Below are 25,276 nucleotides of genomic sequence, written 5' to 3' on the forward strand. Positions count from 1 at the left end.
CGGAATTTTCGCCGAGGGCGCGAAGCCAAAACGCCGCTGTACCGGGCGTACTGCAAGTTTTGGCGACAAAGCCCTCGGCGAAAAGGCCAAGCGAGGCGGCGCGAGGCATTGCACCCCGGGCTGCTAGAGTTGAATGACGCCATCGTCCAGCCCCAGGCACAGGTTCGAGCGCCTGAGCCCAAATCGACGCCCGTTTTTGTATTCGTAGTTGACATAGATCTTGCCCTCTCGCGTCCACGCGCGCTGCATGCCCTGCTCATGGCCGTCGACGAGGTGCCGCTCCTTGGCCAGCGGACCGTTGGAGTGCCACGTCCGTTGGACTCCGTGGCGCACGCCGTCTTTGTAGTTGGACTCCTCGATGAGCACGCCACTCGGCGACCAGGCCCGGGCGCGGCCCGCGAGCCGATTCATGACGTAGGTCGCCCGTCGGCGCGGCTGACCGTTCGCGTGGAACGAGATGGCCTCGCCGTGCTTCTTGCCCTGGGCGAACTCGGTCGACTCGAGCAGGCGACCGTCCTCGCCGCGGACCTCGGCCCGGCCTTCGAAGGCCTCGCCCTCGTAGTACCAGCGCCCCTCGAGCGGCGCGAGGACCAGCTCGGACTCGTCGACGACCATCGCAGGCTCGAACGCCGCGGCCGCGGACGCGCCCGCGATGACCAGCACGGCCGCGAGCGTGAGCGTGCGGAGTCGACGGTTCACTGCACGGTTCCCGGCGAGCCCTGGAAGTCGCCGTCGAAGATGATGTAGTAGCTATCGAGGAACAGGATGTTCTCGATGTGATAGTGGTACTCCGGCGTGTCGGTGTGCTGGGTCGTGCTGGTGTGCCCACCCGCCGCGTCGAGGTCGTCGGGGTAGTCCCCCGTGGACGCGCACTTGCGGCCGTAGATGAAGAAGCCGTCGGTCAGCACGCCGACGAGCGTGTCGTCGTCGTTGGTGATCGCCTTGGGCTCCGTGTGATAGTGGTAGCGGCTCGGGCCGATGTGTCCGCCGGAGTAGTCGAGGCCGGCGGCGACGCCCTCGGTGAGTATGCCCATGCCCTCTTGCTCGTTGAAGATCGCGGCGCCGCTCACGGACAGCCCGATCACGTCGAGGGGGGTCTCCGTCGCCGTGTCGGCGATCTCCGGGTCGCCCGGGACCCGCAGGGTGAAGCTGCCGTCGTAGCCCGGGATCAGGCTCGGGGTCGCGTTGTCCTCCCAGCCCTCGACCGGCTCCTCGTAGAGCTCGTGGCCCGAGCCCCAGTACGGTGAAGTGTGGTTGGGCAAGCCGTTGGTCTCGAGCACGACCTCGTCGCCGTCGAGGTAGATGTCGGTGTTGTCGACGTCGAATTCTGCGAACGCAGGGTGGAGACCCTCGCCCCCGTCGGACGTATCCGTGCTCGACGTATCCGACCCGGAGGTCTCCGAACCGGAGGTCTCCGAACCCGCGGTCTCGGTCCCGGTCGCGCCGGACATCGTGTCGGAGGAGGAGCTGTCGCAGCCCGCCACGAGGACGGCGGCGGCGGCGGTGAGTGATCGGATCAACGAAGTTGTAGTCATGCTGATTTGCCTTCGGCTCGGACGCCGACAAAGCAAATCGTGTGCCTGGTTGAATATCTCCAACATGGTTTGGAAATTTGGACGGCGCGGTGACGCGCGGCGCGCTCGCGCCGAGCTCGTCACCTGCGAGACCCGCAGAGCCTGCGAATGTCGCAGATCCGGCCAACAGCGCGACACCGCCTCGCGCCTGCTTGCAGCGGCCCCAGGTCGTGCCAGCTCGTCTCGCCGGCTCAGTTCTCGTAGTGCGGACCCCAGTCGCGCCCCGCGAGCCGGTCGCGTTGCTTCTTTGGCGTCAGCGCGTAGCGCTTGCATTCGCGCAGCTCACCGCCCCCGAGGAACATATCCATCGCGCAATTGAACTCGTTGGGCGAGTTCATCATCGGGGTGTGCCCGCCGAGGTGGACCATGTAGGTCTGGCTGTCGGGGATCGCCTTGTCGAACACCTTCATCGCGTTGATCGGCACGACTGCGTCGTCGTCGCCCCACAAGATCAGCGTGGGCGCCTCGATCTGCGCCAGCCGACTCTTGGGGATGCGCTCGTAGGTCGGCGCGAGCAGAGCCGCGAGCGCCTCGAGGTAGGGCGCCTCCTCGACCGTGCCCGCGAAGCTGCTCACGAACTCCTGCCGGGCCTGGCTCTTGGGGTCGAGCCCCGGGTAGTGCTCGCCCGTGGTCATGTTGGCGATCTGCAGCCAGCGCGCGGTCAGCAGGTTGAGGACCGCCCCGGCCGAGCCCGTGTAGCGGGTCCCGGTCGAGTCCGAGAGCACCAGCTTGGTCACCCGCTCGGGGTGCTGGATCGCGTACTCGGCCGCGATCCAGCCGCCGCCCGAGTTGCCGACGACGATCGCCTCGTCGACCTCGAGCGCGTCGAGGAGCTCGTCGACGAGCTCGACATGCAGCGCCATCGAGTAGTCGACGTGGTCGCCGCGCTCGGACTTGCCGTGACCCGGCGCGTCGAACACGACCACGTGGTAGCGGCTCTGAAAGTGCTCGAACTGATCCCACCAGTTCTGGACGTTGCCGCTCCAGCCGTGGACGAACACGATCGTCTCGGCGTCGGCGGGCCCGGCCTCGAGGTAGCAGATGTTCAGACCCTCGAGCTCGATGTAGCGCTCCTGCGCCCAGTAGCTCGGCGGCGTCCACGGCTCGGTGCCCTCGATGACGCCGCGGCAGCCCAACGCGCTCAGCGCGAGCATCGCGGCGGCTACGAGTCGAACACTGGGGCTGCGCGCGGACATGAGCGAGAGCAGTGAAGATGGTAGACGCGATCGCGCCCGCTCACCACTCGAGCTTGAGCCCGATCGAGGGCGCCGTCGGCAGCGAGAGGACCGGCTGCGTGACCCGAAAATCGTAGCTGTAGCTGAGAAACTCGGTGTTCTCGGCGTTGTAGACGTTCTGGATGTCGAGGTAGCTGGTGACCTTGATCCGCTTGTAGACCCAGGTCTTGTCGACGCGAAGATCCAGCTGATGGAAGGTCGGCTGGCGCGCGGAATTGACCGGGCCCTGGATCGGGATGTACGCCGCCGAGGTCGCGTCGAACACCCCGTTGACCACGGGCGTGTAGGGGTTGCCCGACACCACCCGCAGCCGGGCCCCAACCCGCCAGTTGAACGGGAAGTCGTAGCTCGCGATCAGCGTGAGGATGTGGGTCTGGTCGAAGTCGAACAGCTCCTGCGGCTCACCCGGCGCCGGGACCCGGACCGAGCGCATCAGCGTGTAGGACACCCAGCCATAGAAGCGATCGCCGAGCTCCTTCTTGAGCAGGATCTCGCCGCCGTAGATGTCGCCGGTCCCGGTCGAGGCGAAGCTCTCGGGGCGCGGGCTGTCCTCGCCGGGCCACAGCATGATCCGCGTCGACGCGCTGGTCAGGTTCCACAGCCGCTTGTAGAAGCCCGTGAGCTCGACGCTGACGTCCCAGGGGATCTGCTGGACGAGCGACAAGCTGGTGTGAAACGAGCGCGACAGGCCGATCCGCGGGTTGCCAAAGTACAGGTCGTTCTCGACCTCGCCCGGGCCCTGGCTGTAGAGCCCGACGCCGCCCTTGATCGCGGTCTTGTCGGTCAGGTTGGCGATGAAGCGCAGGCGCGGATCCACGGCCGCGCGGTTTTGCGGCGCCGCGTACCAGTCGAGGCGCAGGCCCGGGAACAGCAGCAGGCGCTCGGCCACGCGCCAGGTCAAGGTCGTGTAGAGGCTCGGCACGATCCGCGTGTAGGTGGTTTCGCGCACGGTCGCGTCGCCCGAGTTCGTGCCGACCGCGTTGTCGCCGAAGGGCACGATGTCCGCGCGCCCTCGCCACCACTCGTTGATGAACTCGCCGCCGACGCGCAGGCGCAGGTTCTTGGCCAGGCGTCGGCTGATCTCTGCGCGGGCCGAGAGCGTGTCGGTGCTCGCCTCGAAGTCGAAGTTGCCGAAGATCGACCCGCCAAAGAACTCGCGCTTGTACGAGGGCGTGACCAGAAACTCCCACGGCCCGTCGACCTTGCGGTAGACGAGGTCGACGCGGTGAAACCACTGGATGGTCTCGAGCGCGTTGCGGTCGTCCTCGCTGATGTCGTTTTGCTCGGTGAACAGCAGCTTGCTGCGGTCGTCGGACCCGAACACCCGGACCGAGAGCTCGCCGCCGCCGACGGGGTAGTCGAACAGGGCCTGGTAGTCCCAGTAGCGCGGGGCCAGGGTCAGGCCGAAGCCGACCTCGTCGGGGATGACCAGCGGCAAGATCAGATCGACGTAGCTGCGCCGACCCGAGAGGATGAAGCTGCCCTTGCCGATCGGACCCTCGGCCAGGACCCCGGTGTCGAACAGATCGGTGTCGACGTAGCCGTGGAAGCCGTCGCGTCGGCCCTTGCGCGGCTGGACGTTGATGATCCCGCCGAGCGCGTCGCCGTAGCGGCTGTCGAAGTTGCCGGGGATGAAGTCGATCTGGGCGAGGATGTCCGAGTTGAACACCGAGGTCAGGCCGCCGAAGTGAAACAGCGTGGGGATCTCGTGGTAGCCGAGGTAGACGCCCGAGTCCCCGGGCGCGGCCCCGCGAATCGCCAGCTGGCCGGCCCCGAAGGACGCGCGCGCGACCCCGGGGAAGTTCTGGATCGACTTGAGCGCGTCGCCCTGGGTGCCCGGGATCTGGTTGATCTGCTCGACGGTGATCGTGCGGACGACCGCCTCGGGCATGTGATCGCGCTCGGTTGCGACCTCGGTTCGGTAAGGGTTGGCCGAGGTCCGGGTCAGGAAGTACTTGGTCTCGAGCCGCTGGTCGGCGTCGAGCTTGACGACCCACTCGAGCCGCTCGAAGTTGGGCGCGAGCAGGATCAGGCGGACGAGGCCGTCGGGCACGCCGCGCAGATCGAAGCCGCCGTCGTCGTCGGACAGGGCCTTGACCATCCACGCGGGCTCGGGCTCGTCGCCGTAGAGCTTGTGGCGGACCTTGCCCTCGGGGTAGTCGCCGGCCGGGACCGCGAGGATCGTCGCGCCGACGACCGGGACCCCGCTGCCGGCCTCGCGGACGCGACCGGAGATCCGCAGCGGCCGCTCGGCTTCCTCGGTCTCGCCCTCGCCCTCGCCCGTCCCCACCTCGCCCTCGCCGGTCTCGACGGTCTCGACCTCACCCTCGCCCTCGCCGGTCTCGCCCTCCCCCTCGCCGGCCTCGGGCTCCGGCGGCGTGAACGGGATCGCGATCGAGAGCACGACCTCGACCGCCTCGCCCTCGTAGGTGGCCGGCGAGAAGCGCAGCGCGGCGACGACCTCGACCGCGATCGCGTCGAGCACGGGGTCGAGGCCGTCGAGCACGTTGATCTCTTTGGGCACGCCGTCGGCTCCGACCACGTACTCGACCAGGACCTCGCCGCCCGGGGGCTCGTCGCGCTCGAGCAGCTGCTCGGGGTAGGCGTAGGGCTGGACCTCGTTCTCGAGCACGGGCGGGACCAGCTCGGGCGCGGGCGCGGGCGCAGGCGCGGCCTCGGGCGGCGCAGCCTCGACGATCGCGGGGGCCGAGACCGCGCACGCGAGCGCGAGCACACGGGCGGCGACGCAGCCCTTGCTGCACGGGGCCCATCGGGCCAGGCGAGCCTCGCGGCGGGGGTCCACGGGCCAGTTGGATAACATGAGTTCGCGCTCTGCCCGACTCGGGGCTCGGGGGTGGCGCGCGTTCGATTCCCGCGTGTCTGTAAGAGCCTCGAAAAAGCCCGCGTTGTGGGCCCTCGCAAGCCCATGCAACGCCTTGACCGCTCCCCTCGCGCCGTCTCCACCCACCCCAGGTCCTGGAAGAGGGTCCTGCTGCTGTCCGCGCTGACCCTCGTGGGCACCGCCTGTGACCGCGACGGCGGCGGCGGGCCGCTCGGGCCTCTCGACGCCGAGCGGGTCGAGAATTTCGACCACACCCAGGAGCTCGTCGAGGCCGAGCGGCCCTACGTCGCGCCCGTCGACCTCGAGCTCGACTGGGCCCTCGCCAACGCCCTGGTCCCGGCCGAGCGGGGCAGCGAGCTGGTCGCGCGGATCCGGGTCGAGGCCCCCGAGGAGCTCGCTCTGCCCCGCCCGCCCGCGCGCGTGGTCCTCGTCGTCGACACCTCGGCCTCGATGAAGGGCGACGCGATCGAGGGCGCCAAGGCGGCGGCGATCGAGCTGGTCGACAGCCTGTCCGACGGCGACAGCTTCTCGCTCGTGGTCTTCCACTCCCGCGCCGAGACCCTGATGTCGGCCACGCTGATCGGCGCCAACAGCCGGACCGCGGCCAAGGCCGAGATCGAGAAGATGCAGGCCTGGGGCACGACGGACCTCGCTGGCGGCATGCGCGAGGCCCTCGGCCAGCTCGCGGCCGCGCCGATCAGCATGGCGACCCCCGAGCCCGAGACCGGCGCGGGGGTCCAGGCGGGCGCGGGCGTGTGGGTCAACAACGGGCCCGACCCCCAGGTCCTCGAGCGCGTCGTCCTGCTCGGCGACGGCGTGCCCAACGACCCCGCCCCGATCGCCGCGCTGACCCAGGAGTTCGCCGCGCGCGGAGCCGAGATCACCGCGCTCGGCTACGGCCTCGAGTACGACGAGGTCCTGCTCGCGAGCCTGGCCGAGGCGACCCACGGCCACTTCCGCTTCGTCGAAGAGCCCGACGCCGTGGCCGCCTTGTTCCGCGACGAGCTCCTCCACATCCAGCGCACGGTCGCCCGCGACCTCCGCCTCGGCATGGGCCTCGGGCCAGGCGTGTCGCTGATCGAGGTCGTCGGCCACACCGTCCAGTGGAACGCCCAGCTCGGCCACAACGAGATCGTGCTCGGCAGCATCTCCGAGGGTCAGACCCAGGAGCTGATCGTGCGCCTCGCCGTCGGGCCTCACAGCGAGGGCGCGACCGTCGAGCTCAGCGACCTCGAGCTCAGCTTCACCGACGTCTACACCGGGACCGGCAGCCGCTTCGAGCGCAGCTTCCTCTCGGTCAGGGCCAGCGCCGACGACCAGGCGATCGACGCGGGGCGCGACCTCGACATCGCCCGCGCCGGGGCCCGGGCTCGGACCGACGCCGCGACCTTGCAGGTCCTCGCGCTCGCCCGCGCCGGCCAGCTCGACGAGTCCAAGGCGCGGATGGCCGAGGCTGTCAAGTGGGCCAAAAACACGGCCAAAACCCTCGAAGACGAGGTTCTGCGGGCCCAGGCCGAGCGGCTCGCGGCGCTCGAGCCCGAGCTCAGGAGCCTCGCCCGCCAGGCCCGTCGGGCCGTCTCGACCGCCAGCGTCGCCTTCGACCACGGACCTTCGCGCCCGCCGAGCAAGGGCGGCGCGCCCCAGCCCTTCCCCGCCCAGCCGAGCGCCGCGGGTGCGCGCTCGGTCAAGGCCGCCCACAACGACGCGTACAACAACCTCCACAACTGAGGAAAGTGCTCAAATTACAAATCGAGGCACCCCCATGAGGATGCCTCGATTTATAATTTGCACAGTACTGATTGACTCGGGCGCGTCAGCGCTCACGCGAGGCGCAGCGAGACTCGCTCGGCGCACACTTGAACCGGACGTGAAGATGATCGCCGTGGCCGCGAACATGCTGGATGAGCGGCGAACCACTTCCAGGGGAACCCGGATGCTCCATCCAGTTTTTCAGCTCTTTTTTGCTGTATCGACCGGTTTCCAGGGCATATTCGTAAAGTAGGGCCTGCAGTTTCGAGTCGATGAAGATGACCTCGACCCCGCCGGTTTCATGCAAGAGTTCGAGCAGTGACCAGGTCAGCTCGCGGTCGAGGTTGCGCTCGGTCATGACCTGGGGCGCGAGCTCACTCTTGTGATCCCAGATCTGCGGGTAGCTCAAATCAACATCACGTCCTGACTGGTGAGAACTATGCGGTTTGAGCCGACCGCCATTGCGTGCACTCAAATTACCGACGATGATCGGCTGGCGGTTGGGGTAGCGTCGCGCCCACTCGCGCAGGACCAGGTCGATCGTCGCGACGGTCGTCTTCGTGGCCCAGGCCTTCCACGGCGTGTGCCTCAGGATCCGCCCAGGACCGTCGAGCATGGGCATCCCGCCCTCCACGGTGCCGCTGCCAGGAAACCCGACCGACTGGCTCGAGATCCCCGGCGTGGCCCGGTAGACGATGAGCTTCGTCGACGGCGGGAGCTCACGGTCGAGCTCGACCCCAGGATTGAGCGCCTCGATCTCGTGGTGATATATCTTGTAAAGATTTGCTACTACCTTCATCGAGCCGCCGCGCTTGATCGTGTACCTGACGACATCGGGCGCGACGTAGTCCTGTGGCCAGCGCTTGCCGGCCAACAGCGAGTCCTCGGGCGGGCCGCGCTCGCTCGCGGGGTTGCCATCTTCGGACGGCAAAATGGGATCGGACCTATCCGAAACAGGCCTATTTTCGCCAGAATTCGCCGGTTCTGGGGCCTGTTGTGAATCGGACGCGTGCCCAGCCTCATCGCCGGGCTCGACCCATTCTTCGTCGAGGCTCGGCAGCGAGCTGCCGGTCTCGGCGTGGTCGCCGATCGCCATCGGCGGGGCGCCATCGGCGGGCGCTCCGCTGAGCTTGAGCAGCGCGACGACGATCCAGATCGCGCCGGCCGCGAGCAGCAGGAGCGAGAGCAGCGAGGGCCGACGGCCGCCAGCCTCGGGCGCGAGCCCGTCGTCGTAGAGATCGTCGTCGAGGTCGCGGTCGAAGCCCCGGTCAGAGCCCGCGTGGCGGCCCGAGTCGAGATCTCGATCGCGCGCGGCGTCGCCCACGTCCTCCACGTCCTCGAGATCGAGGGTCTTGGAGTCGATGTCGGCGCGGCCGCCCATGTCGGTGTTCGAAGGGTCCATACCTTCGTGGCCGCCGAGTGTGCGGCTTCGCCCGGCGAGGGTGCAAGTGTCGGGATGCTGACAGCCGAGATCTGGCGCTCAGCGCCACGCAGACCCCTGCACAGGGCCACCTTGGCCCGTGAGCGGTGTCCGCCGCGCGGGGGTCGGGGAGGCCGCGCTGGCCTGACCCCGAGCGGGCGCGCTACGTTGCGCGCACGCGCCGGACCCGGCCGAAGAGGAGAAACCCGTGGATATCAGCGACAACTTCGACGCAGGCAACATCGAGATCGTGGACGCGAGCGAGCCCGGCAAGGTCCAGCTCCGGATCCGCAAGGACCACGGAGCGGATCACTTCCAGTGGTTCTACTTCCGGGTCTGCGGGGTGCGCGGGACCCCCCTGAAGCTGAACCTGATCAACGCCGGCGAGGCCAGCTACGTCGACGGCTGGAAGGACTACCGCGCCTGCTACAGCTACGACCGCCAGACCTGGCGCCGGGTCGAGGGCACCAGCTACGGCGACGGGACCCTGACGATCGCCCACACGCCCGAGCGCGACGCGGTCTGGTACGCCTACTTCGCGCCCTACTCGATCGAGCGTCACCACGACCTCATCGCCCGCTGCCTCCACTCCCCGCGCGTCCACCACGAGCTGCTCGGGCGGACCCTCGACGGCCAGGATCTCGATCTGTGCCGGGTGACCGAGGGCGGCGCGGCCCCGCGCGAGGGCAAGAAGCGCTGCTGGATCTTCGCCCGCCAGCACCCGGGCGAGAGCATGGCCGAGCACTTCATGGACGGGCTGCTCGCCCGCCTGCTCGATCCCGCCGACCCCGTCGCCCGCGCGCTGCTGGCCAAGGCCGACTTTTGGATCGTGCCCAACATGAACCCCGACGGCAGCCGCCGCGGTCACCTGCGGACCAACGCCGCGGGCGCCAACCTCAACCGCGAGTGGCTCGAGCCGAGCATGAGCCGCAGCCCCGAGGTCTACCTCGTCCGCGAGAAGATGCGGGAGACCGGCCTCGACTTCGCCCTCGATGTCCACGGCGACGAGGCCCTGCCCTACAACTTCATCGCCGGGCCCGACGGCGTCGAGTCGGTCAGCCCGGCCAGGCGCGAGCTCCAGGCCGAGTTCGAGGCCGAGCTCGTCGCCGCCAACCCGGACTTTCAGACCAAGCACGGCTACCCCGTCGCCGCGCCTGGCAAGGCCAACATGACGATGGCGACCAACTGGCTGGCCGACGCCTTCGGGGCCCTCTCGATGACCCTCGAGATGCCCTTCAAGGACAACGCCGACGCGCCGGACCGCGAGTTTGGCTGGTCGCCCGCGCGCTGCGAGAAGCTCGGCCAGGGCGCGCTCGCGGCCCTGCTGCGCGTGGTCGACAAGCTGTGACGTTGCCTCGGTGGTGGTCGACGAGCTCGCGCCGACCCCCGCCACCGACGACATCGCGCGTCACGAGCCCGCTTGGCGGCGCTTGGCCCGGTGTTTGGCGTCGCGCTCCTTGCGTTTGAGCCGGAACTCGACCTCCTTGTAGAGGTCGGGGTCGTCTCGCATCTCGACCAGCGCCTCATAGGCGCGTGGCTCGCGGGAACCCGACAGGACATCGATCAGGAGCACCCGGCTCGGGCCGTTGCTCGGATCCTTCACGAGGGCGAGCACGTCATCGAGGAGCTCCTCGTGTTGCTTGCCGATCGTGCTGAGGGCGACCGCCATGCCATCCTGCGCGTGCTTGTCTGTCGCCTGCTCGTAGAGCTCCACCAGCGTCGGCCACAGCGGCCAGGCTTCGCGTACACCAAACGCGCGGCCAATGTCCTCGAGAACCTCGCCGCGGTGCGGTCGCTGAAAATGGGCGAGGAGGATCGGGAACGCCTCGGGGTAGGGCTCGTCTAGGCTCTGGAGATCCCAGAGGCGGTTGACCTCGATGCCGACCGCTTTGAGGTCTTCGATGACCGGCAGCTCGGCCTTGCGGAGCTCGGCCTGGGCCTTTCGCACCTTCTCTTCCCGCTTCCGCTGGTTCTCGAGGACTTGCTCGTAGAGACCCGCTTCTTTCAAGTACGCGTGGTGTTCAGCCAACGTCATCGACCCTGGCCCGACGTCGATTTTCTGCTGTTTTTCCTTCTTCTTCACTCGAACGGAATCTCTCGAATGATGACGCGCCCCGCAGCCTCGATCCTGGCCGAACCTACGCCCACGGATGCCGGGAGCCCGCTTGGGAAGGAGGGTGCTCGCTGCACTCGCCGGCCTCGAGTCTTCCATGAAGTTCATCGAGTTTGGCGCCCATCTGCAGCGCCCGCCACCGAACCGGATCCCCCACGCATGAAATGCAGCGCCCAACTCCCTGACCGCCGATACACGCGCATCACGAGCCGGCTTGGCGGCGCTTGGCCCGGTATTTGGCGTCGCGCTCCTTGCGTTTGAGCCGGAACTCGACCTCTTTGTAGAGGTCGGGGTCGTCTCGCATCTCGACCAGCGCCTCATAGGCGCGTGGCTCGCGGGAACCCGACAGGACATCGATCAGGAGCACCCGGCTCGGGCCGTTGCTCGGATCCTTCACGAGGGCGAGCACGTCATCGAGGAGCTCCTTGTGTTGCTTGCCGATCGTGCTGAGGGCGACCGCCATGCCATCCTGCGCGTGCTTGTCTGTCGCCTGCTCGTAGAGCTCCACCAGCGTCGGCCACAGCGGCCAGGCTTCGCGTACACCAAACGCGCGGCCAATGTCCTCGTGAACCTCGCCGCGGTGCGGTCGCTGAAAATGGTCGAGGAGGATCGGGAACGCCTCGGGGTAGGGCTCGTCTAGGCTCTGGAGATCCCAGAGGCGGTTGACCTCGATGCCGACCGCTTTGAGGTCTTCGATGACCGGCAGCTCGGCCTTACGGAGCTCGGCCTGATACTCCATGACCTCTCGCCTCTTCTCTTCTCGACGGCGTAGCCAGTCCGGGTCAGCGTGGAGCCGCTCGACCAGCTCCTCTGCCGTGACCGGCCCTTCCGCCGGTACCTTCTTCTTGGTCATGGGATGTACCTCAAGATGATGATCTCGGCGTCGATGGCCCGCTGCAGGGGTCGCGAGATCTTGGTGTCGCGCCTGACGTAGAGATGCAACTCCCGGCCGGTCTGCGCGGCGTAGTCGGCGTAGTCTCGCAGCTGGCGAGTGTAGCTCAGCTTCTGGGTGTTCTTGACTTCACTCACGACGCTGACCACATCCTTCGTGACTCCATCGGGGATCCGGTCGCGACCATGGATGTTGATCTTCCTTTTCTTGCCGATGTCATACACCCGCCGGACAGCGTCCTCGCCGGCCTGGCCCTTCAGCACGGGTCCCTTCCCCCCTGTCTTCTTCTTCGCCGCCTTCTTCGCCGCCGCCTTCTTCGCCGCCTTCTTTGCCGCCGCGTCAGCCAGCTTCTTCGCCGCCCGGCGCGACGCGATCTTCGCCGCCGCCCCTTCGATGAGCCCGGTCGCCAGCTCGAGGTCGCCGCCGATGAAGATCATCGTCAGCCCGATCGACGCGTCGACGTAGTCGGGCGGGTCCTGCATGTTTTGCACGAAGCGCTCGCCGTACTCGTCGGCGTGCTGCAAGCGCCGCTGCTCCTGCGACGGGTTCTCCGGCCGGACGAGGCCGTCCATCGCGGGTCCGATCGGGCTCGAGGGGACCCCGCCTCCGAGCCGCCGCCCGGCGTAGTGCACGGTGTCGAGCAACACCTGCGCGACCATCGAAGACCCGGTCGCGGGCGGACCGCTGTCGCCGGGCCGCTGGTCCGCCCTGGGCACGGAGCTGCCGCCGTAGCGCGTGCCGCCGCCGGGCCCCGATCCCGGCGTCGAGGTGCTCGCGCCGAGCATGCCCTGGGCCGAGACGGAGTACCCACCGCCCTCGCTGTCGTCGCTCGAGTCGGGCTCGCTCTTCGGTGGCGAAAAGCCGCTCGGATCCGTCAGCGTCAGCGGCCGATTGAGCACGTAAGCGTAGCGGTTCCACCCCTGCGTGCTCGTCGGCGCGACGATCAAGGGATCCGCCCCGGTCATGCGCCCGAGATGCGGGTCGTAGAGCCGCCCGCGCATGTGCACGAGCCCAGCGTCCTGCTGCAGCTCGTGCCCGGTGTAGCCGAGGTTGACGGCGCCGAGCTCGGCGAATTCCTCGGGCAGAGTCCAATCCTCGGCGTCGCGGGGCTGGCCCCAGACATCAAAGGAGAGGCGCTGCTCAACCACGCCGAGTTGGTCACTGACGACGTCGGTCGAGCCGAGGTGATCCGCGTGCACATAGTGAGTCGCACGAGTCGCGGCGGCGAAGTCGACGGTGTCGACCACGTTGGCGACGATCCGCTCGAGGCCGGGAACGTAGTAATGGTGCTCTGTCTCGCCAGTGAGATCGTCGTGGTGGCGCTGATACAGATCCGCGACGTAGATCGTCTCGCGGGCGTCCTGCTCGCTGTAGCGGTAGACCCGAGCCTGCGAGGCGTCGTACTCGAACTCGGCTAGCGCGCCGTCGTCGTCGATCGTGGCTGGCTTGTCGAACGCGGTGTAGGTCAGCCCGACCGGCCGAGCGCCCGCGCGCGCGAGCAGGTTGCCGTTTTGATCCCACTGGTGGCTGCTGCCGTCGGCGACCGCGAGGCGGCCGCTCTCGTCGTACTCATACTCGCCGCGGTCGGTGGCGAAGGCCAGGTTGCCGAGGCTGTCGTAGGCGAAGTGACGCGAGTAGGCCTGCTGCCCGTTGGCGGTGTGGACGGCCGCGACGCGGTGGAGAAAGTCGTAGTCGAAGCTCTCGTGCTGGCCGTGCACGAGGTCGTCGCGGCGCTCGAGGGTGCCGTCGTGGCTCCACTGGTACTCGAGCGACTGCAGCGTGCCGCCGAGCGCGGAGGTGGTAACGATCGTGCGCGTGAACGCCCGCAGCGGGTCGTAGCTGCGCTCGGTCACCGCTTCGTTGCCGAAGCGCTCGACGCTCACGCGGCCCCACGCGTCGACATCCTCGGCCCGCCACAGCAGCGCGTCGTCCGGCCCCGCTCGAACTTCAGTCAGCTCGCCATTGGCCGCGTAGACCTTGCGCGCCCAGAACGGGGGGAGCTGCTCGGACGCCGGATAGTGGAGCTCGGCGACGCGGTCGAACTCGTCGTACACGAAGCCGAGCTCGAAGCTCTCGCCGCCGATGACCTTGGTGTGGGTCTGGACCCGGCCGAAGTCGTCGTAGGTGAACAGCTCTTCGTGGCCGTCGGGGCTCACGCTCGCGTGGAGCTCACCGATGAAGTCGAGGTCCCAGGTCCAGGTCGTCTCGCCGTCGACGTCGACGCGGGCGACCACGCGGCCGAGGGCGTCGCGCATGAGCGAGACCTCGTGGTCGTTGCCGTCGACGTAGAGCTCGAGCTCGTCGTGGCCGTTGTAGAAGTAGCTGCGCGGGCCCTCGCTGGGGTCGTAGCTGGCGATCAGCCGGCCGAGGTCATCGTGGGTAAAGGTCTTGATCGTGGGCGGGGCCTCGCCCGTGGTGATGCCGCTTGGCGTGTCCAGCACACAGTCCGGCCGCGCCCGTGTGAGCTGCTCCCAGGCGCCGTAGTCGAAGCAGATCTGCTCCTCATCGGGGGTTCCGAGGGCGCGGATGCTCCGGACCAGGCGACCGCCGAGGTCGTGCTCGCGCACGGAGATCGAGCCGCCGATGTCGATGTGCACCGTCTCGAGCCCGTCGTGTAGCCAGGTCTGGCTGGTCCCGTCGGGCAGCTGGTGGTGGCTCGGGCGACCAGCGAAGTCGTACGCGATCTGCTCGTGCCCGGCTGGCAGCGCCCCGAGCGGCGTCGGGAGGCTGACCCGCGACACGCGGCCGAGCCGGTCGTAGTGGGTGTGCACGTCGCGAGGGATGCCGTCGAGGCCGGGACGGCGGGTGTCGATCACGCGGCCGAGACGATCGTAGTGGGTGACCTCGTAGCCGTGGCCGGCCGTGTCACTGCGGATCTCGAGCACCGCGCCCGCGAAGTTGAGGCCGAGCATCTCGTAGGTGAAGGTGGTCTCGGCCCCGCGCGGAAGCTGACCCACGAAGCTGCGCAGACCCGTGAGGTGGCCGAGGCCGTCGTAGTCGGCGACCACGCGCACGCCGTTGGGATCGATCGCCTCGATCGGCACGCCGAGGCCTGGATCCCAGACCAGCTCCGAGCCGTGGCCCAGCGCGTTGCTGCCAAAAACCGGAAACACGCCGTGCTCGTCGTAGACGGCCGAGGATCCGCGCTGCTCGCCGCCCATCTCCGTCGAGAGCTGGTCGGTGAGGTTGCCGTGCTCGTCGTAGACGTAGCTCGTGTGCAGGAAGTAGTCGGGCTCGGTCGGCTCCAGGATGTGGGTCTCGAGCGCGCCAGTGTCCGGGTCGTAGGCCGCAACCCAGTCGCGCTCGCCAAGCTCCTCGCCGAGCTCGAGAAATCGAAGCCGGCCGTGGACCGGCAGGCCGAGCAGCCATGACTTGGCGTCGTGGAGGTACTCGCGCTCGTGGCGGTACTCGATCGTCGTCGAGCCCGTGTCGACCCACGCCGTCCACAGCTTCGGGCTGCCGTAGTCATCGATCTCAAATGTGGTGTCGATGACCTCGCGGGTCCGACTGTCCGGGTCGAGGTCGAGCGGCTCGCAGAAGGTCTCGACGCAGCTCGCAAGTTCGTAGCTGCGCGCGATCTCCTGTGAGACGTAGGGGTAGTAGCTGTGCGGCGTGGTCGCGAGGAGGCCGAACTGTCGCTGGTTGTACGAGACCACGTGACGGCCGGTCTCGGGATCGCGCTGATCCGTGATCACGCTGGCGGGCATGCCCGCGTGGGGGAAGGCGCGCAGCACCGGGTCGTAAGCGTGGTCATAGTCGACGCGTCGACGAAAGATCGGCCGGTCCTGCTCGTCGATCTCGATCGTCTCGTGAAACTCGAAGCCGAGCCCGACGCGCCCCTCACGATCGCTCCGGCCCATACCGTAGCGATGCTCGAAGCGACGCTGATCGCCCGCGAGGCCGTTGTCGAGCACGTGCCCTTCGACCACCAACCGCGGCGCTCGCTCGCAGCGCTCGGGGTAGGCACACGCGTCGAGGTCGAGGGCGTAGAGCGTTGCGGGTGCGTCGAAGTCGGTCAGCGAGCGGTAGTGAATCTCGATCTCGGCCCCGAGCCCGTTCTCGATCCGTGTGAGCTTGTCGGGCGCGGCTCCGGCGTGCTGCCACAGCACCCATTCGCCCGCGTGGAACACCCCGACGTCGTGGAGCGCGTCACCGCGAAGATCGAAGGCCCCGAAGGTGCGCGCGAGGTGGGTGTACTCGGGCAGCGAGAACTCGAACACGTCGGGGTGCTCGGTGAAGCTGCCGTCGCCCTCGCTGACGAGCACCGACCAGTCCCAGTAGCCGTCTTGGTCCTCGGGGTCCTCGACTGGGATCAGCAAGTCGAGGCCGCCGTCGCCGTCGAAGTCGATAACGCCCGAGGCCAGGAAGCGTCGAAACAGGCGATCGCCGGGCTCGCTGGCCTCGATGACCCAGCCGCCGTCACGAAACCCCGCGCCCGTGTTGATCCACAAGCGCAGGCCGCCCCACTCGTCCCACGGCGCGTCATCAACGACGATCGTCTGCATCATGACGCCGAGCTGCTCGGGCCCGTCGCCGATCGTCAGCTCGTAGCGCAGGATGTCCGGCAGGCCGTCGTCGTTGACGTCGAGCACACGGTCGAGGCCAAAGCCTTGCTGCGAGCGGGGCAGGTCGTCGCCGGTGTGCGCGACGTTGTAGTTGGCGGCGATGCTCGGGCGCCAGCGCTGGGCGAGGTCCGGGGGCAGACCGACAGGCTCGAGCGAGGCCGCCCAGCCGTCGTTGGGGTCGAGCTTTAGCGCGCGGTAGTCCGGCCACGACAGCGAGCCGATCCACGCGTGCGCTTCGGGGTCCCACACAGGGATCAGCACCAGCGAGGCGAGGCCGTCGCCGTCATGATCAAAGTGGTGGAGCTTGTCGTAGGCCGAGCACGCCAGCTCGGTGTCGACGAGCTGGTTGTTAGAGAAACCCTGGCCCGGAACATTGGGGACGAAGTGCCAGGTGCCAGTCGCGGTCACGGGCTCGTCGTTCGCGTCGAGCTGCGCCTCGCCGCCGCAAAACAGGAGGTCGCCGAGACCGTCGCCGTCTTGGTCGGCGCCGGAGAACCACCAGATGGGATCGGTGCCGGGGTCGAACTCGAGCTGCTCGACGCCGCCCTCGGGCAAGCTGCGCACGATGTAGAAGCTGGACCCGGCAGGCGGCGCGCCGCCGCCCAGGGGCAGGTTGTCGCCGAGCGCGTAGGCGTCGTCGCGGCCGTCGCCGTCGTAGTCGGCCGCGAAGATCGGTGGGATCGCGAAGCCGAGATCGTCGTAGGTGCTGTACGCGAGCGCGCCGCTGGCTGCGGCCTCGTGGACGAGGTAGCGGCCATTGTCGGCGCAGGCCTCGAAGTCGGGGTCGGAGGTCCCGCAGAAGTAGCCCTGGTCCCCGCCAAAGGCGGCGGGCTGCGAGGTCCACAGCTCCCAGCCGCGACCGACCGGCGGGCTCATGCTGCCCTCGCCCGCCGCCAGCAACATGTCCGTGCGGCCGTCGCCGTTGGCGTCGAGCACGGTCTGGGCGAGGACCGCGGGCGCGACGACCTGCGGGTCGCCCTCGAAGGCCATGTACGGGAAGGTCAGCAGGCCGCCAAAGTTGGCGCCGTTGTCGAGCGCGTCGAGCTCGAGCTCGCCGGGTTCCCACTCGAAGGTCGTCGCGGGCTTGCAGACGCCTTCGCCGTCGCAGTGGCGCACGGCGGTGATCAGGCTGCGACCAGTGACCGTGGGCGTGTCGTAGTCGAGCTCGTAGCGGTGAACGAGGGCGCCCGCGGCGTAGGTCGAGATCCCCGCGAGGCGCTTGGACTGACGTCGCGGTGCGCCGAGCTCCCAGCCTTGCCAGGGGTCGGGCCGCGGCTCCCAGTCGAAGCGGACCTGGCGAGTGGGTGTGTGGAGCTCGAGATGAGCGCCGTAGTCGATCGAGAGTAGGTAGTGCTCGACCTCGGCCTCGCCGAGCACCTGGCCCTCGGCGTCGGTCACGGTCTCGCTCTCGTAGGCGTAGCGGTAGTCGGCGTAGTTGCCGAAGCGATCGCGGACCCTCGAGAGCGCCCACGTTCTCGGACCGAGGTGGGTGGTCACGGTCGCGTCTTGCTGGCAGCCGTAAGTCGCGATCGTGCCGTCGCGCCGACGCTGCTCGAAGCCGTAGCCGTAGCCGCCCTCGCAGGCGTGGCTCAGGTGGTTGGCGGTGGCGATGACGCGGATCCGCGAGAAGTCGTCGCGCTCGAGCCGATAGGTCGCGCCGATCTGGAATGGCGCGCCGTCGACGAGGACCAGGCGCTGGCCATCGAGGCACAGCGCGTCGTCGTTGGTCATGCGCACGGGCGCGAGCTCGTGATCCTCGGCCAGCGTGTGAGCGCAGCGAGTGATCGCCGATTGACCGCCGAGCGCCCAGCCGACGCCGAGCGCTCCGCTGCCGAGCTGGCTGTCGTACTCGAGCGAGAGGTCGGGCTCGAGCCCGCGCGCCGCGCGGGGGACCTCGAGCGGGATCGAGAAGCGCGCGGCGCCCCGCTCGTCGACCCTGAAGGTGCCCGGGATCGTGCCGACCGGCGACGAGGGCGTGCGCTGTGGGCTTGAGTTACCCGCGTTGGGGCCCGCCCACAGGACGTGCTGGAGCAGTGAGCCGAGGGTCGTCGCGTGGGCTCGAGGGGCGGCGCTCAGCCAGCACGCGAGGACGAGCAGGACGAGCGAGGCGCCGTACTTGGGCGAAGCACCTCGGTGTTCGGCGGTCGAGTCCGGCACATCCAAAGGCTCCGCCAACTCGTGCTCCCCGCAACCCCGGGGGTTGCGAACTTCCTGCCGCCACAGGCCGGGATGGTTTGTCGTGTCGAACGCAGCAAATGTTCGTGGTGCGGCATGATGGTTGTACGGGTCACTGTGGTGATGTCGCCCCCCGCTCGCGGTACCCGTCACGCAGCACTTCGGCGACGATGTCCTCGTGAAAGGTGATCAGCGGCGAGAACACGCTGCCGAAGATGGAGCCTGGCCAACTCGCGCCCCCTTGTTCATGGTCGCTCCAGCGCCAGGCCCAGGGCCAGGTGCGCGATCGCGTCGCCGACAGTTTGGGCCCGCCGCGGAGGTCGCAGCTCGGCCAGCGCCCGCTCGAGCGGCGCGGTGATCGGGTGCTGGCGCCAGTCGGCTTCGGCCCGCGCGCTGCCGGGCTCGCCGTGCTTGGGCAGCTCGTAGTCCACGGCCTCGATCGCGTCGGCCATGGTCGGGCAGCGCGTGAGCCGTCGATCGTCGAGCCAGATCTCGACCCCGCTGCGCGGCCCCGGGCGCAGCTCGAACTGACGCAGCTGCGCGTCGTGATCGAGGAAGTGAAGCATCATCCCCCGCGCCCCCAGCGACAACCACGCGTTGATCGAGATCGCCGCCGCCTCGCTGCGCTGCGCCATCGTCAGCGGATCGAACTCGCACAGGCGCTCGATGATCTCGTCGAGCGTCGCGGGCGCCTCGTCTCGATCGTCCTCGGGCAGCGGGAGGAAGGCCGGCCGCTCGCCCTTGGCCTCGCGCTCGGGCGGCGGCGCGCCCTTGCCGGCCTCGAGCGTGGCCGTGGTGATGATCTCGAGCGAGGACAGATCGACGAAGTCCAGGACCAGGCAGTCGCGCGCGCTCGGGTGCAGGCGCATGCCCCGACCCACGCACTGCAAGTAGAGCGACTCCGATCGGACCGGCCGGACCATCGCCACGCAGCTGACTCCGGGATCATCGAAGCCCTCGGTCAAGACCCCGACGTTGGTGATGACCCGAAAGAACCCGTCACGAAACCTGGCCAGGGTCCGCTCGCGGGCGGCCTTGGGCATCTCACCGTGGACGATCGCCGCGCGCACGCCGAGGCGATTGAGCGCCGCGCACAGGTGCTCGGCGTGGCGGACCCCAACACAAAACGCGATCGTCCTGCGATCGCGGCACAGCTCCGTGATGCTCCGGGCGACCAGCTGGTTGCGGGTCTCGACGTCGACCGCCTGCTCGAGCGCGTCGAGCTCGAAGTCGTCGGCGCGCAGGGGCACGCCCTCGAGCGAGACCTTGGTCTCGATCCGGATGCCTCGCAGCGGCCGCAGGTAGCCGTCGGCGATCATCTGCTCGAGCGTTCGCTCGGCGACGATCTCCTCGAAGACCTCGCCGAGCCCGCGGCCGTCGCCGCGACGGGTGGTCGCGGTGAACCCGACCAGGGTCCCGGGCCAGTCCGGCTCGAACGCGCCGAGGCGCTCGAGCACGGCCCGATTGCCATCGGCGAGGGCGTGGTGACACTCGTCGTAGATCACCAACCCGAGCTCACGCCGCGCGAGCACCCGCCCGATGCGCCCCTCATGGAGCGAGCGAATCGAGGCCACGAGCACCCGCGCGCTGGAGCTCGCCCGCGTCTGCCCCCGCTCGATCTCGACCCGCCGGGTGTCCTCGCAGCGACGCAGCGCAGCCTCGATCTTGGCCTTGGCCTGGGCGAGCAGCTCGTCTCGATGCGCCAAGACCAGGACGTCGCGCTTGGCCTGCCGGATCAGCTCGGAGAAGATCACCGTCTTGCCCGCGCCGGTCGGCAGCGCGACCACCATGCGGCGGACCCCGCGACGCCGGGCGGCGATGACCGCCTCGACGGCCTCGATCTGGTAGGGGCGCAGGCGCATGGTCTCGGCGCCACGCTCTACCATGACCACCTGCGAGAGCGCCGATCCGTTTGAGGGCGCTGCGAACTCGTGGTTCGGTGGCTTCGCTGCTATGCTGCGCGCGTGAATGAGACCGAGGGCGTCGCGGCCAGGCCCGGGCGCAAGCGCAAGCGCAAGCGCAAGCGAAGGCCAGCACTGTACGTCTCGCTCGGAGCGCTGGGACTGGGCGTGATCGCGTTCGGGACCTACGCCGTGCGCGTGATGTTGCCCCGCGCGACCGGCTACGCGGCCAAGATCGGCTGCTCTGCAGCGTTCGTCAGCGGCCGCGCGCCCGAGCAAATACTCGCCGAAGAGCTCGCCAGCGTCAGCTTCGTGGGAGTTGAATTTGATGCGAGCGCTCAACGGGTCGAGGCCTCGGTCTTGGGCCTCGCCAGGCAGGAGGCTCGGCGACGCCGCGACGCGGGGTGCACCCTGAGCACGAGCGCAGGAGCGACCCAGACCGAGGCCTGGGCAGCCGAGCGCCGCCCGGTCCGAGCGCCGCTGGACCCTGGGCCCCAGCCACCGTGGCCGCTCGGAGACGGCGACGATCCGCGCCCGGATCCACCGGGCCTCGATCGCGCGGCGCTGAACACCGCGCTCGACCGGGCCTTCGCCGAGCCCGACCCCGAAGCCTCGCGCAGGACCCGGGCGGTGCTCGTCGCCCACGACGGCCGGCTCGTCGCCGAGCGCTACGCCGAGGGCTTCGACGCCGACACCGCCCTGCCCGGCTGGTCGATGGCCAAGAGCGTGACCAATGCGCTGTTCGGGCTGCTCGTCGCCCGTGGCGAGCTCGAGCTCGACGCGCCCGCCCCCGTGCCCGAGTGGCGCGAGGATCCCGACGATCCGCGCGCGGCGATCACCTCGAGCCAGCTGCTGCGGATGAGCTCGGGCCTCGCCTTCGACGAGCAGTACGGGCCCTTCGGCGCGGGCTCGGACATGCTCTTCGTCGACGAGTCCTGCGCCGCGCTGGCGATCGACCAGCCGCTGATCGCCGAGCCGGGCACGCGCTACGCCTACTCGAGCGGGACCGCCAACATCGTCGCGCGGATCATTCGCGACCGCTTCGACGACCCGAGCGCGCAGCTGGCCTTCTTTGCCCGCGAGCTGTTCGAGCCCCTCGGCATCCGCAGCGCCGTGCTCGAGCTCGATCCGAGCGGGACCTTCGTCGGCAGCTCCTTCGCGCTGATGAGCGCGCGCGACTGGGCCCGGCTCGGGCAGCTCTACCTGGACGATGGAGTGTTCGACGGGCGCCGGATCCTGCCCGAGGGCTGGGTCGCGTACTCGCGCACGCCCGCGCCCGCGGCCCCGCGCGGCGAGTACGGGGCCCTGTTTCAGACCAACCTCGGCGCGGCCGAAGACCCCGACGATCGCCGCCTGCCCTCGGTCCCGACCGACGCCTTCGAGATGGTCGGCTACGAAGGGCAGTCGGTCCTGATCGTGCCCTCGCGCCGGGCGGTCATCGTGCGCCTCGGCCTGACCCGGGCGCCGGCCAGCTGGAACACCGACGCCTTCGCCGCGCAGGTGCTCGCGAGCCTGCCGGGGACCCCGTGACGGCCACGAATTCACGCGGGGCGGCCACACCCGGCGCCTGCTCTGGTAGTTACACGGCTGGCCGAGCGACTCGACGCGTGCCACAGCTGCGTGCTTTTCTCGACCTCGGCCGCCGCCTCCCGCCCCCAGACCACCCGTGACCACCCCAACCCAACGCAACTGCAAGCTCGTCCTGCGCTACGACGGCTCGCGCTTCTTCGGCTGGCAACGGCACGGGACCAAGCCAACGGTTCAGGGCGCCGTCGAGGCCTCGCTGTCGGCGATCTGCGGCGAGCCGATCACGATCGCCGGCTCCGGGCGGACCGATCGTGGCGCCCACGCCGAGGGCCAGGTCGCAACCGCCTCGCTCCCGGCCAGCGTCACGATCTCCGACGAGCTCACCCGCCGCCTGAACGAGACCCTGCCCGAGGGGATCGAGGTGACCTCGGTCGAGGAGGCGCCCGCCGACTTCCACGCCCGCACCAGCGCGACCGGCAAGCAGTATCGCTACGTCGTGTGGACCGGCGGCCCGTGCCCCGCGGATCAAAAGCCGCGGGTGTGGACGATCTCCGGGACCCTCGACGTCGCCGCGATGCAGTCGGCGGCGCCCCACTTCCTCGGCCAGCACGACTTCGCCTCGTTCGCCACGCGACCCAATTTTCAGCAAAAGAACACGGTCCGAGATCTGCGGCGGCTCGACATCTCCGAGCGCGAGGGCGTCGTCGAGTTCATCCTCGAGGCCGACGGGTTCCTCTATAAGATGGTCCGCAACATCGTCCGCTGCCTCGTTCGTGTCGGCGAGGGCCGGACCGCGGCCGCCGAGATCCCCCGGATCTTGGCGGCCAAAGACCGCAAGGCCGCGCCCGGCACGGCCCCCGCCTCAGGCCTGATCCTCTACGAGGTCTTCTACGAGCCGGTATAACGGCGATAGGCCCTGCGGTCGGCCAAGTGCCCGGGCGCCCTGGCGCCGGGGGCGTCCGAGCGCGTAAAGTCCGCACCGAATGGGCCTCCTCGACACCATCCTCTCCGCCCTCGGTCTGCGCAAGCAAGCCCCGGACATCTCCAACGCTGCTCCGCCCGCCGCCGCTGCCGCCGTCGCCGACGATGACGACGACGACGACGACGACGACGACGACGACGACGAGGGCCGCGACTACGCCCTCGAGGCCAAGGACGACCGCGCGAGCTTCGACTTCGACAACGACATCGATCGCTACTTCGGCGCGCAGTTCTTGATCGAGCAGAAGTGGGACGACGAAGACGAGCGCGCCGAGCTCTTCGGCGAGTACGGGATCCGCAACAGCCAGCACTGGTATCAGGTCAAGGCGACCTTCGAGCGCTGGAGCCAGTCACCGGCCGCGCGGGCCAAATATCCGACGGCCGGCGATCTCGTCCAGGCCCAGATGAACGCGACCCAGAGCGTCGCGATGGCGTCGATGAACATCGGCAACCAGCAAGAGGCCCTCGCCGAGGACCTCGCTCCGGTCGAGGGCGTGACCCTCGAGCAGTGGGCCAAGGTCCAGGCCAAGATCGCCGGCGGCGGCGAGGCCGAGCCGCTGATCGCCGAGCTCGGCGTCGACCGGGCCAAGTGGGACCGGGTCTCGGCCGAGTGGAACGCCCGCATGAGCCGGGACACCTCGCTGACGATCACGATGGAGTACAGCAAGCACTTCCAGTCCGCGGGCGCCGGCCAGTTCGCCGGGGCCGCGGCGTCTGCCGCTGCGGGCGAGGCCACGTCCGAGGCCGACGCGCCGATCACCCTCGAGCGCTACTGCGAGATCGAGATGGCCCAGGCCGCGGGCTCCGAGCAGGGCAAGGACGCCGCCGCGATCCTCCAGAGCTTCGGCATGAGCCCGATGGAGTGGGGCCAGGTCGGCGGCTGGTGGTCGATGTACATCAGCCAAAACGCGATGCGCAACGACGCTGAGCTCCACAAGCGCTACACCGCGCTGCGCGACCAGTTCGAGGCCAAGTACAAGGCCGCCTCGGCCGACGACGACATCTCGTTCTGATGGCCGCCGCAGACGCAGCGCTGCTCGGCCAGGGGCACGAGGCGATCACCGCGATCGTCACCCTCGCCTCGAGCTGTCCGGCCGGCGGCGACCCGCGCTGGGACGCGACGCTGGCCGAGCTCGGAGTCGAGGGCCTCGCCGCCGACGCCCGGGCTCGGCACCTGCGCGAGGGCCCGGGCCAGCGTTGCGGCGCGCTGCTGCTCGAGCTGCGCTGGGCCCTCGACGCCGCCGTCGCGCCGCTGTGCAAGCACATGGATGAACCCTGGCAGCTGACCAACGCCGTCGACCAGGCCGTGCGCGACTACGTCGGCGCGGTCAGGCCCGTGGTCACGACCGCCTCGATCTTCGCCAACGCCCTGGCCGGCGCGGCGAGCTCGCCCGCCGCGATGGTCGGGTCCGCCGACGCCAGCGCCGAGTGCTGCCGCTGCTGCGGCGCGCCACGCCAAGATCGCAGCGACCTCAGCTGCCGCTACTGTGGACAGACCTCATGACCGACGCCCTCGATGCCCGCTGGGATGGATTCCTGGCCAAGATCCGCGAACGCTTTGACCTGCTGATGAGCGAGTCTTTGGCCGGCTGCGCCGCGCTCTTGGCCCAGACCGGGGGCGACACCGTCCCGGTCAGCAACGCCTGGCAGGGCATGCGCATGCGCGGGCTCGGGCTCCAGGCCAAGATCAGCGACGCCTGGAACGACCAGGTCCAGGACAAGTATCACGACGCCGAAGCCTACGATCAGGCCGACGCCGCCTGGGCCCGGGCCGAGCACATGATCGACGAGATCGAGATCGAGCTCGAGCGCGTCGAGACCAAGATCTTCGCCGACGCGCTCCGCAGCCTCCTGACCATGGCCGCGACCGAGCAGGCCGCGCTGCGCTGCAGCCAGTGCGGGGCCGAGCTCGAGTCCGCGGTCTATCTCCAGACCGTCGAGCTCAACTGCCGCCACTGCGGCGCGCTGGTCACGATCGAGCCGGGCCCGCGGGCGCGGATGGCCGTGGCCATGGCCCACCATCTGTGGCGCGAGGCCTGCTGGCCGCTGTGGCTCGAGCGCCACCGGGCCGACAAGGCCGCCCGCGACGCCCGGACGCCGACCCTCGAGCTGCTGCAGGCGTGGGAAGAGGCGGAGATCAACTACTGGTCCGCGTGGCTGCGCGAGCGGGCCAAGCTGCTGCCGAACACCACCGCGGAGCTCGACAAGGAGCTGCGCGGGCGGCTGCATCAGTTCTACGAGGGGCTCGAGCGCGAGGCCGTGTGGACCCGCGCCGGCTCCCCGCGCCGCTGTCGCTGAGCCC

16 protein-coding genes are annotated in these 25,276 nt (G+C 69.2%); 7 read left to right on the forward strand and 9 right to left on the reverse strand.

What is annotated here, in order from left to right:
- Positions 1-123: 123 nt before the first annotated feature.
- From ENSA5_RS13630 to ENSA5_RS13645, 4 genes are all read right to left on the reverse strand, one after another.
- The gene (locus tag ENSA5_RS13630) at positions 124-699 is read right to left on the reverse strand and encodes a toxin-antitoxin system YwqK family antitoxin (protein WP_106392084.1); all 576 of its coding nucleotides are present in this window, start codon (positions 697-699) and stop codon (positions 124-126) included.
- Positions 696-1,520 (reverse strand): YHYH protein, encoded by an 825-nt coding sequence (locus tag ENSA5_RS13635; protein WP_219906784.1) that lies wholly within the window; start codon positions 1,518-1,520, stop codon positions 696-698. The genes ENSA5_RS13630 and ENSA5_RS13635 overlap by 4 nt, the downstream gene beginning before the upstream one ends.
- Before the next feature lie 245 nt (positions 1,521-1,765).
- Positions 1,766-2,728 carry an alpha/beta fold hydrolase gene (locus tag ENSA5_RS13640; protein WP_181197731.1) on the reverse strand — a complete coding sequence of 321 codons (963 nt, stop codon included), beginning with the start codon at positions 2,726-2,728 and terminating at the stop codon, positions 1,766-1,768.
- A gap of 82 nt (positions 2,729-2,810) precedes the next feature.
- Positions 2,811-5,612, reverse strand: coding sequence for a TonB-dependent receptor domain-containing protein (locus ENSA5_RS13645; protein WP_258182839.1), 2,802 nt, complete (start codon positions 5,610-5,612; stop codon positions 2,811-2,813).
- A gap of 123 nt (positions 5,613-5,735) precedes the next feature.
- Here ENSA5_RS13645 and ENSA5_RS13650 point away from each other — a divergent pair, with 123 nt between their 5' ends.
- Complete coding sequence (locus ENSA5_RS13650; protein ID WP_106392087.1) at positions 5,736-7,379, forward strand: vWA domain-containing protein; 1,644 nt, start codon at positions 5,736-5,738, stop codon at positions 7,377-7,379.
- 85 nt (positions 7,380-7,464) lie between these two features.
- Here ENSA5_RS13650 and ENSA5_RS13655 read toward each other — a convergent pair whose 3' ends face one another.
- Complete coding sequence (locus tag ENSA5_RS13655) at positions 7,465-8,781, reverse strand: penicillin-insensitive murein endopeptidase (protein WP_181197732.1); 1,317 nt, start codon at positions 8,779-8,781, stop codon at positions 7,465-7,467.
- Positions 8,782-9,028: 247 nt separating this feature from the next.
- Between ENSA5_RS13655 and ENSA5_RS13660 the strand changes: the two genes are divergently transcribed.
- Positions 9,029-10,168: a M14 family metallopeptidase gene (locus tag ENSA5_RS13660; protein WP_106392089.1), complete on the forward strand. Its 1,140-nt coding sequence runs from the start codon at positions 9,029-9,031 to the stop codon at positions 10,166-10,168.
- A 60-nt stretch (positions 10,169-10,228) separates the two neighbouring features.
- Here the strand turns inward: ENSA5_RS13660 and ENSA5_RS13665 are convergent, their stop codons facing one another.
- From ENSA5_RS13665 to ENSA5_RS13680, 4 genes are all read right to left on the reverse strand, one after another.
- Positions 10,229-11,041, reverse strand: a complete 813-nt coding sequence (locus tag ENSA5_RS13665; RefSeq protein ID WP_146155668.1) for a hypothetical protein — start codon at positions 11,039-11,041, stop codon at positions 10,229-10,231.
- Positions 11,042-11,135: 94 nt separating this feature from the next.
- Complete coding sequence (locus ENSA5_RS13670; RefSeq protein ID WP_106392091.1) at positions 11,136-11,786, reverse strand: hypothetical protein; 651 nt, start codon at positions 11,784-11,786, stop codon at positions 11,136-11,138.
- Entirely contained in the window at positions 11,783-18,547 is a 6,765-nt protein-coding gene (locus tag ENSA5_RS13675; protein WP_181197733.1) for a putative toxin, read from the reverse strand. The genes ENSA5_RS13670 and ENSA5_RS13675 overlap by 4 nt, the downstream gene beginning before the upstream one ends.
- A gap of 263 nt (positions 18,548-18,810) precedes the next feature.
- Positions 18,811-20,451, reverse strand: a complete 1,641-nt coding sequence (locus ENSA5_RS13680) for a DEAD/DEAH box helicase (RefSeq protein ID WP_146155669.1) — start codon at positions 20,449-20,451, stop codon at positions 18,811-18,813.
- Positions 20,452-20,529: 78 nt separating this feature from the next.
- Between ENSA5_RS13680 and ENSA5_RS13685 the strand changes: the two genes are divergently transcribed.
- From ENSA5_RS13685 to ENSA5_RS13705, 5 genes are all read left to right on the forward strand, one after another.
- Positions 20,530-21,996, forward strand: a complete 1,467-nt coding sequence (locus ENSA5_RS13685; RefSeq protein ID WP_106392094.1) for a serine hydrolase domain-containing protein — start codon at positions 20,530-20,532, stop codon at positions 21,994-21,996.
- Positions 21,997-22,132: 136 nt separating this feature from the next.
- The gene (truA, locus tag ENSA5_RS13690; RefSeq protein WP_106392095.1) at positions 22,133-22,897 is read left to right on the forward strand and encodes a tRNA pseudouridine(38-40) synthase TruA; all 765 of its coding nucleotides are present in this window, start codon (positions 22,133-22,135) and stop codon (positions 22,895-22,897) included.
- A gap of 79 nt (positions 22,898-22,976) precedes the next feature.
- Positions 22,977-23,987, forward strand: a complete 1,011-nt coding sequence (locus ENSA5_RS13695; protein ID WP_106392096.1) for a DUF6620 family protein — start codon at positions 22,977-22,979, stop codon at positions 23,985-23,987.
- Positions 23,987-24,478 (forward strand): hypothetical protein, encoded by a 492-nt coding sequence (locus ENSA5_RS13700; protein ID WP_106392097.1) that lies wholly within the window; start codon positions 23,987-23,989, stop codon positions 24,476-24,478. Before ENSA5_RS13695 ends, ENSA5_RS13700 begins: the two co-directional genes overlap by 1 nt.
- Entirely contained in the window at positions 24,475-25,272 is a 798-nt protein-coding gene (locus ENSA5_RS13705; RefSeq protein ID WP_106392098.1) for a hypothetical protein, read from the forward strand. The genes ENSA5_RS13700 and ENSA5_RS13705 overlap by 4 nt, the downstream gene beginning before the upstream one ends.
- Positions 25,273-25,276: the final 4 nt, after the last annotated feature.

This window comes from Enhygromyxa salina (assembly GCF_002994615.1).
Taxonomy (GTDB): domain Bacteria; phylum Myxococcota_A; class Polyangia; order Nannocystales; family Nannocystaceae; genus Plesiocystis; species Plesiocystis salina_A.

Bases quoted from the DNA above. Each gene is read 5' to 3' on its own strand.
- ENSA5_RS13640 (WP_181197731.1), bottom strand. From the start codon at position 2,728: ATGCTCGCGCTGAGCGCGTTGGGCTGCCGCGGCGTCATCGAGGGCACC.
- ENSA5_RS13650 (WP_106392087.1), top strand. From the start codon at position 5,736: ATGCAACGCCTTGACCGCTCCCCTCGCGCCGTCTCCACCCACCCCAGG.
- ENSA5_RS13655 (WP_181197732.1), bottom strand. From the start codon at position 8,781: ATGGGCGGCCGCGCCGACATCGACTCCAAGACCCTCGATCTCGAGGAC.
- ENSA5_RS13665 (WP_146155668.1), bottom strand. From the start codon at position 11,041: ATGAACTTCATGGAAGACTCGAGGCCGGCGAGTGCAGCGAGCACCCTC.
- ENSA5_RS13670 (WP_106392091.1), bottom strand. From the start codon at position 11,786: ATGACCAAGAAGAAGGTACCGGCGGAAGGGCCGGTCACGGCAGAGGAG.
- ENSA5_RS13680 (WP_146155669.1), bottom strand. From the start codon at position 20,451: ATGGTAGAGCGTGGCGCCGAGACCATGCGCCTGCGCCCCTACCAGATC.
- ENSA5_RS13695 (WP_106392096.1), top strand. From the start codon at position 22,977: ATGGGCCTCCTCGACACCATCCTCTCCGCCCTCGGTCTGCGCAAGCAA.
- ENSA5_RS13700 (WP_106392097.1), top strand. From the start codon at position 23,987: ATGGCCGCCGCAGACGCAGCGCTGCTCGGCCAGGGGCACGAGGCGATC.
- ENSA5_RS13705 (WP_106392098.1), top strand. From the start codon at position 24,475: ATGACCGACGCCCTCGATGCCCGCTGGGATGGATTCCTGGCCAAGATC.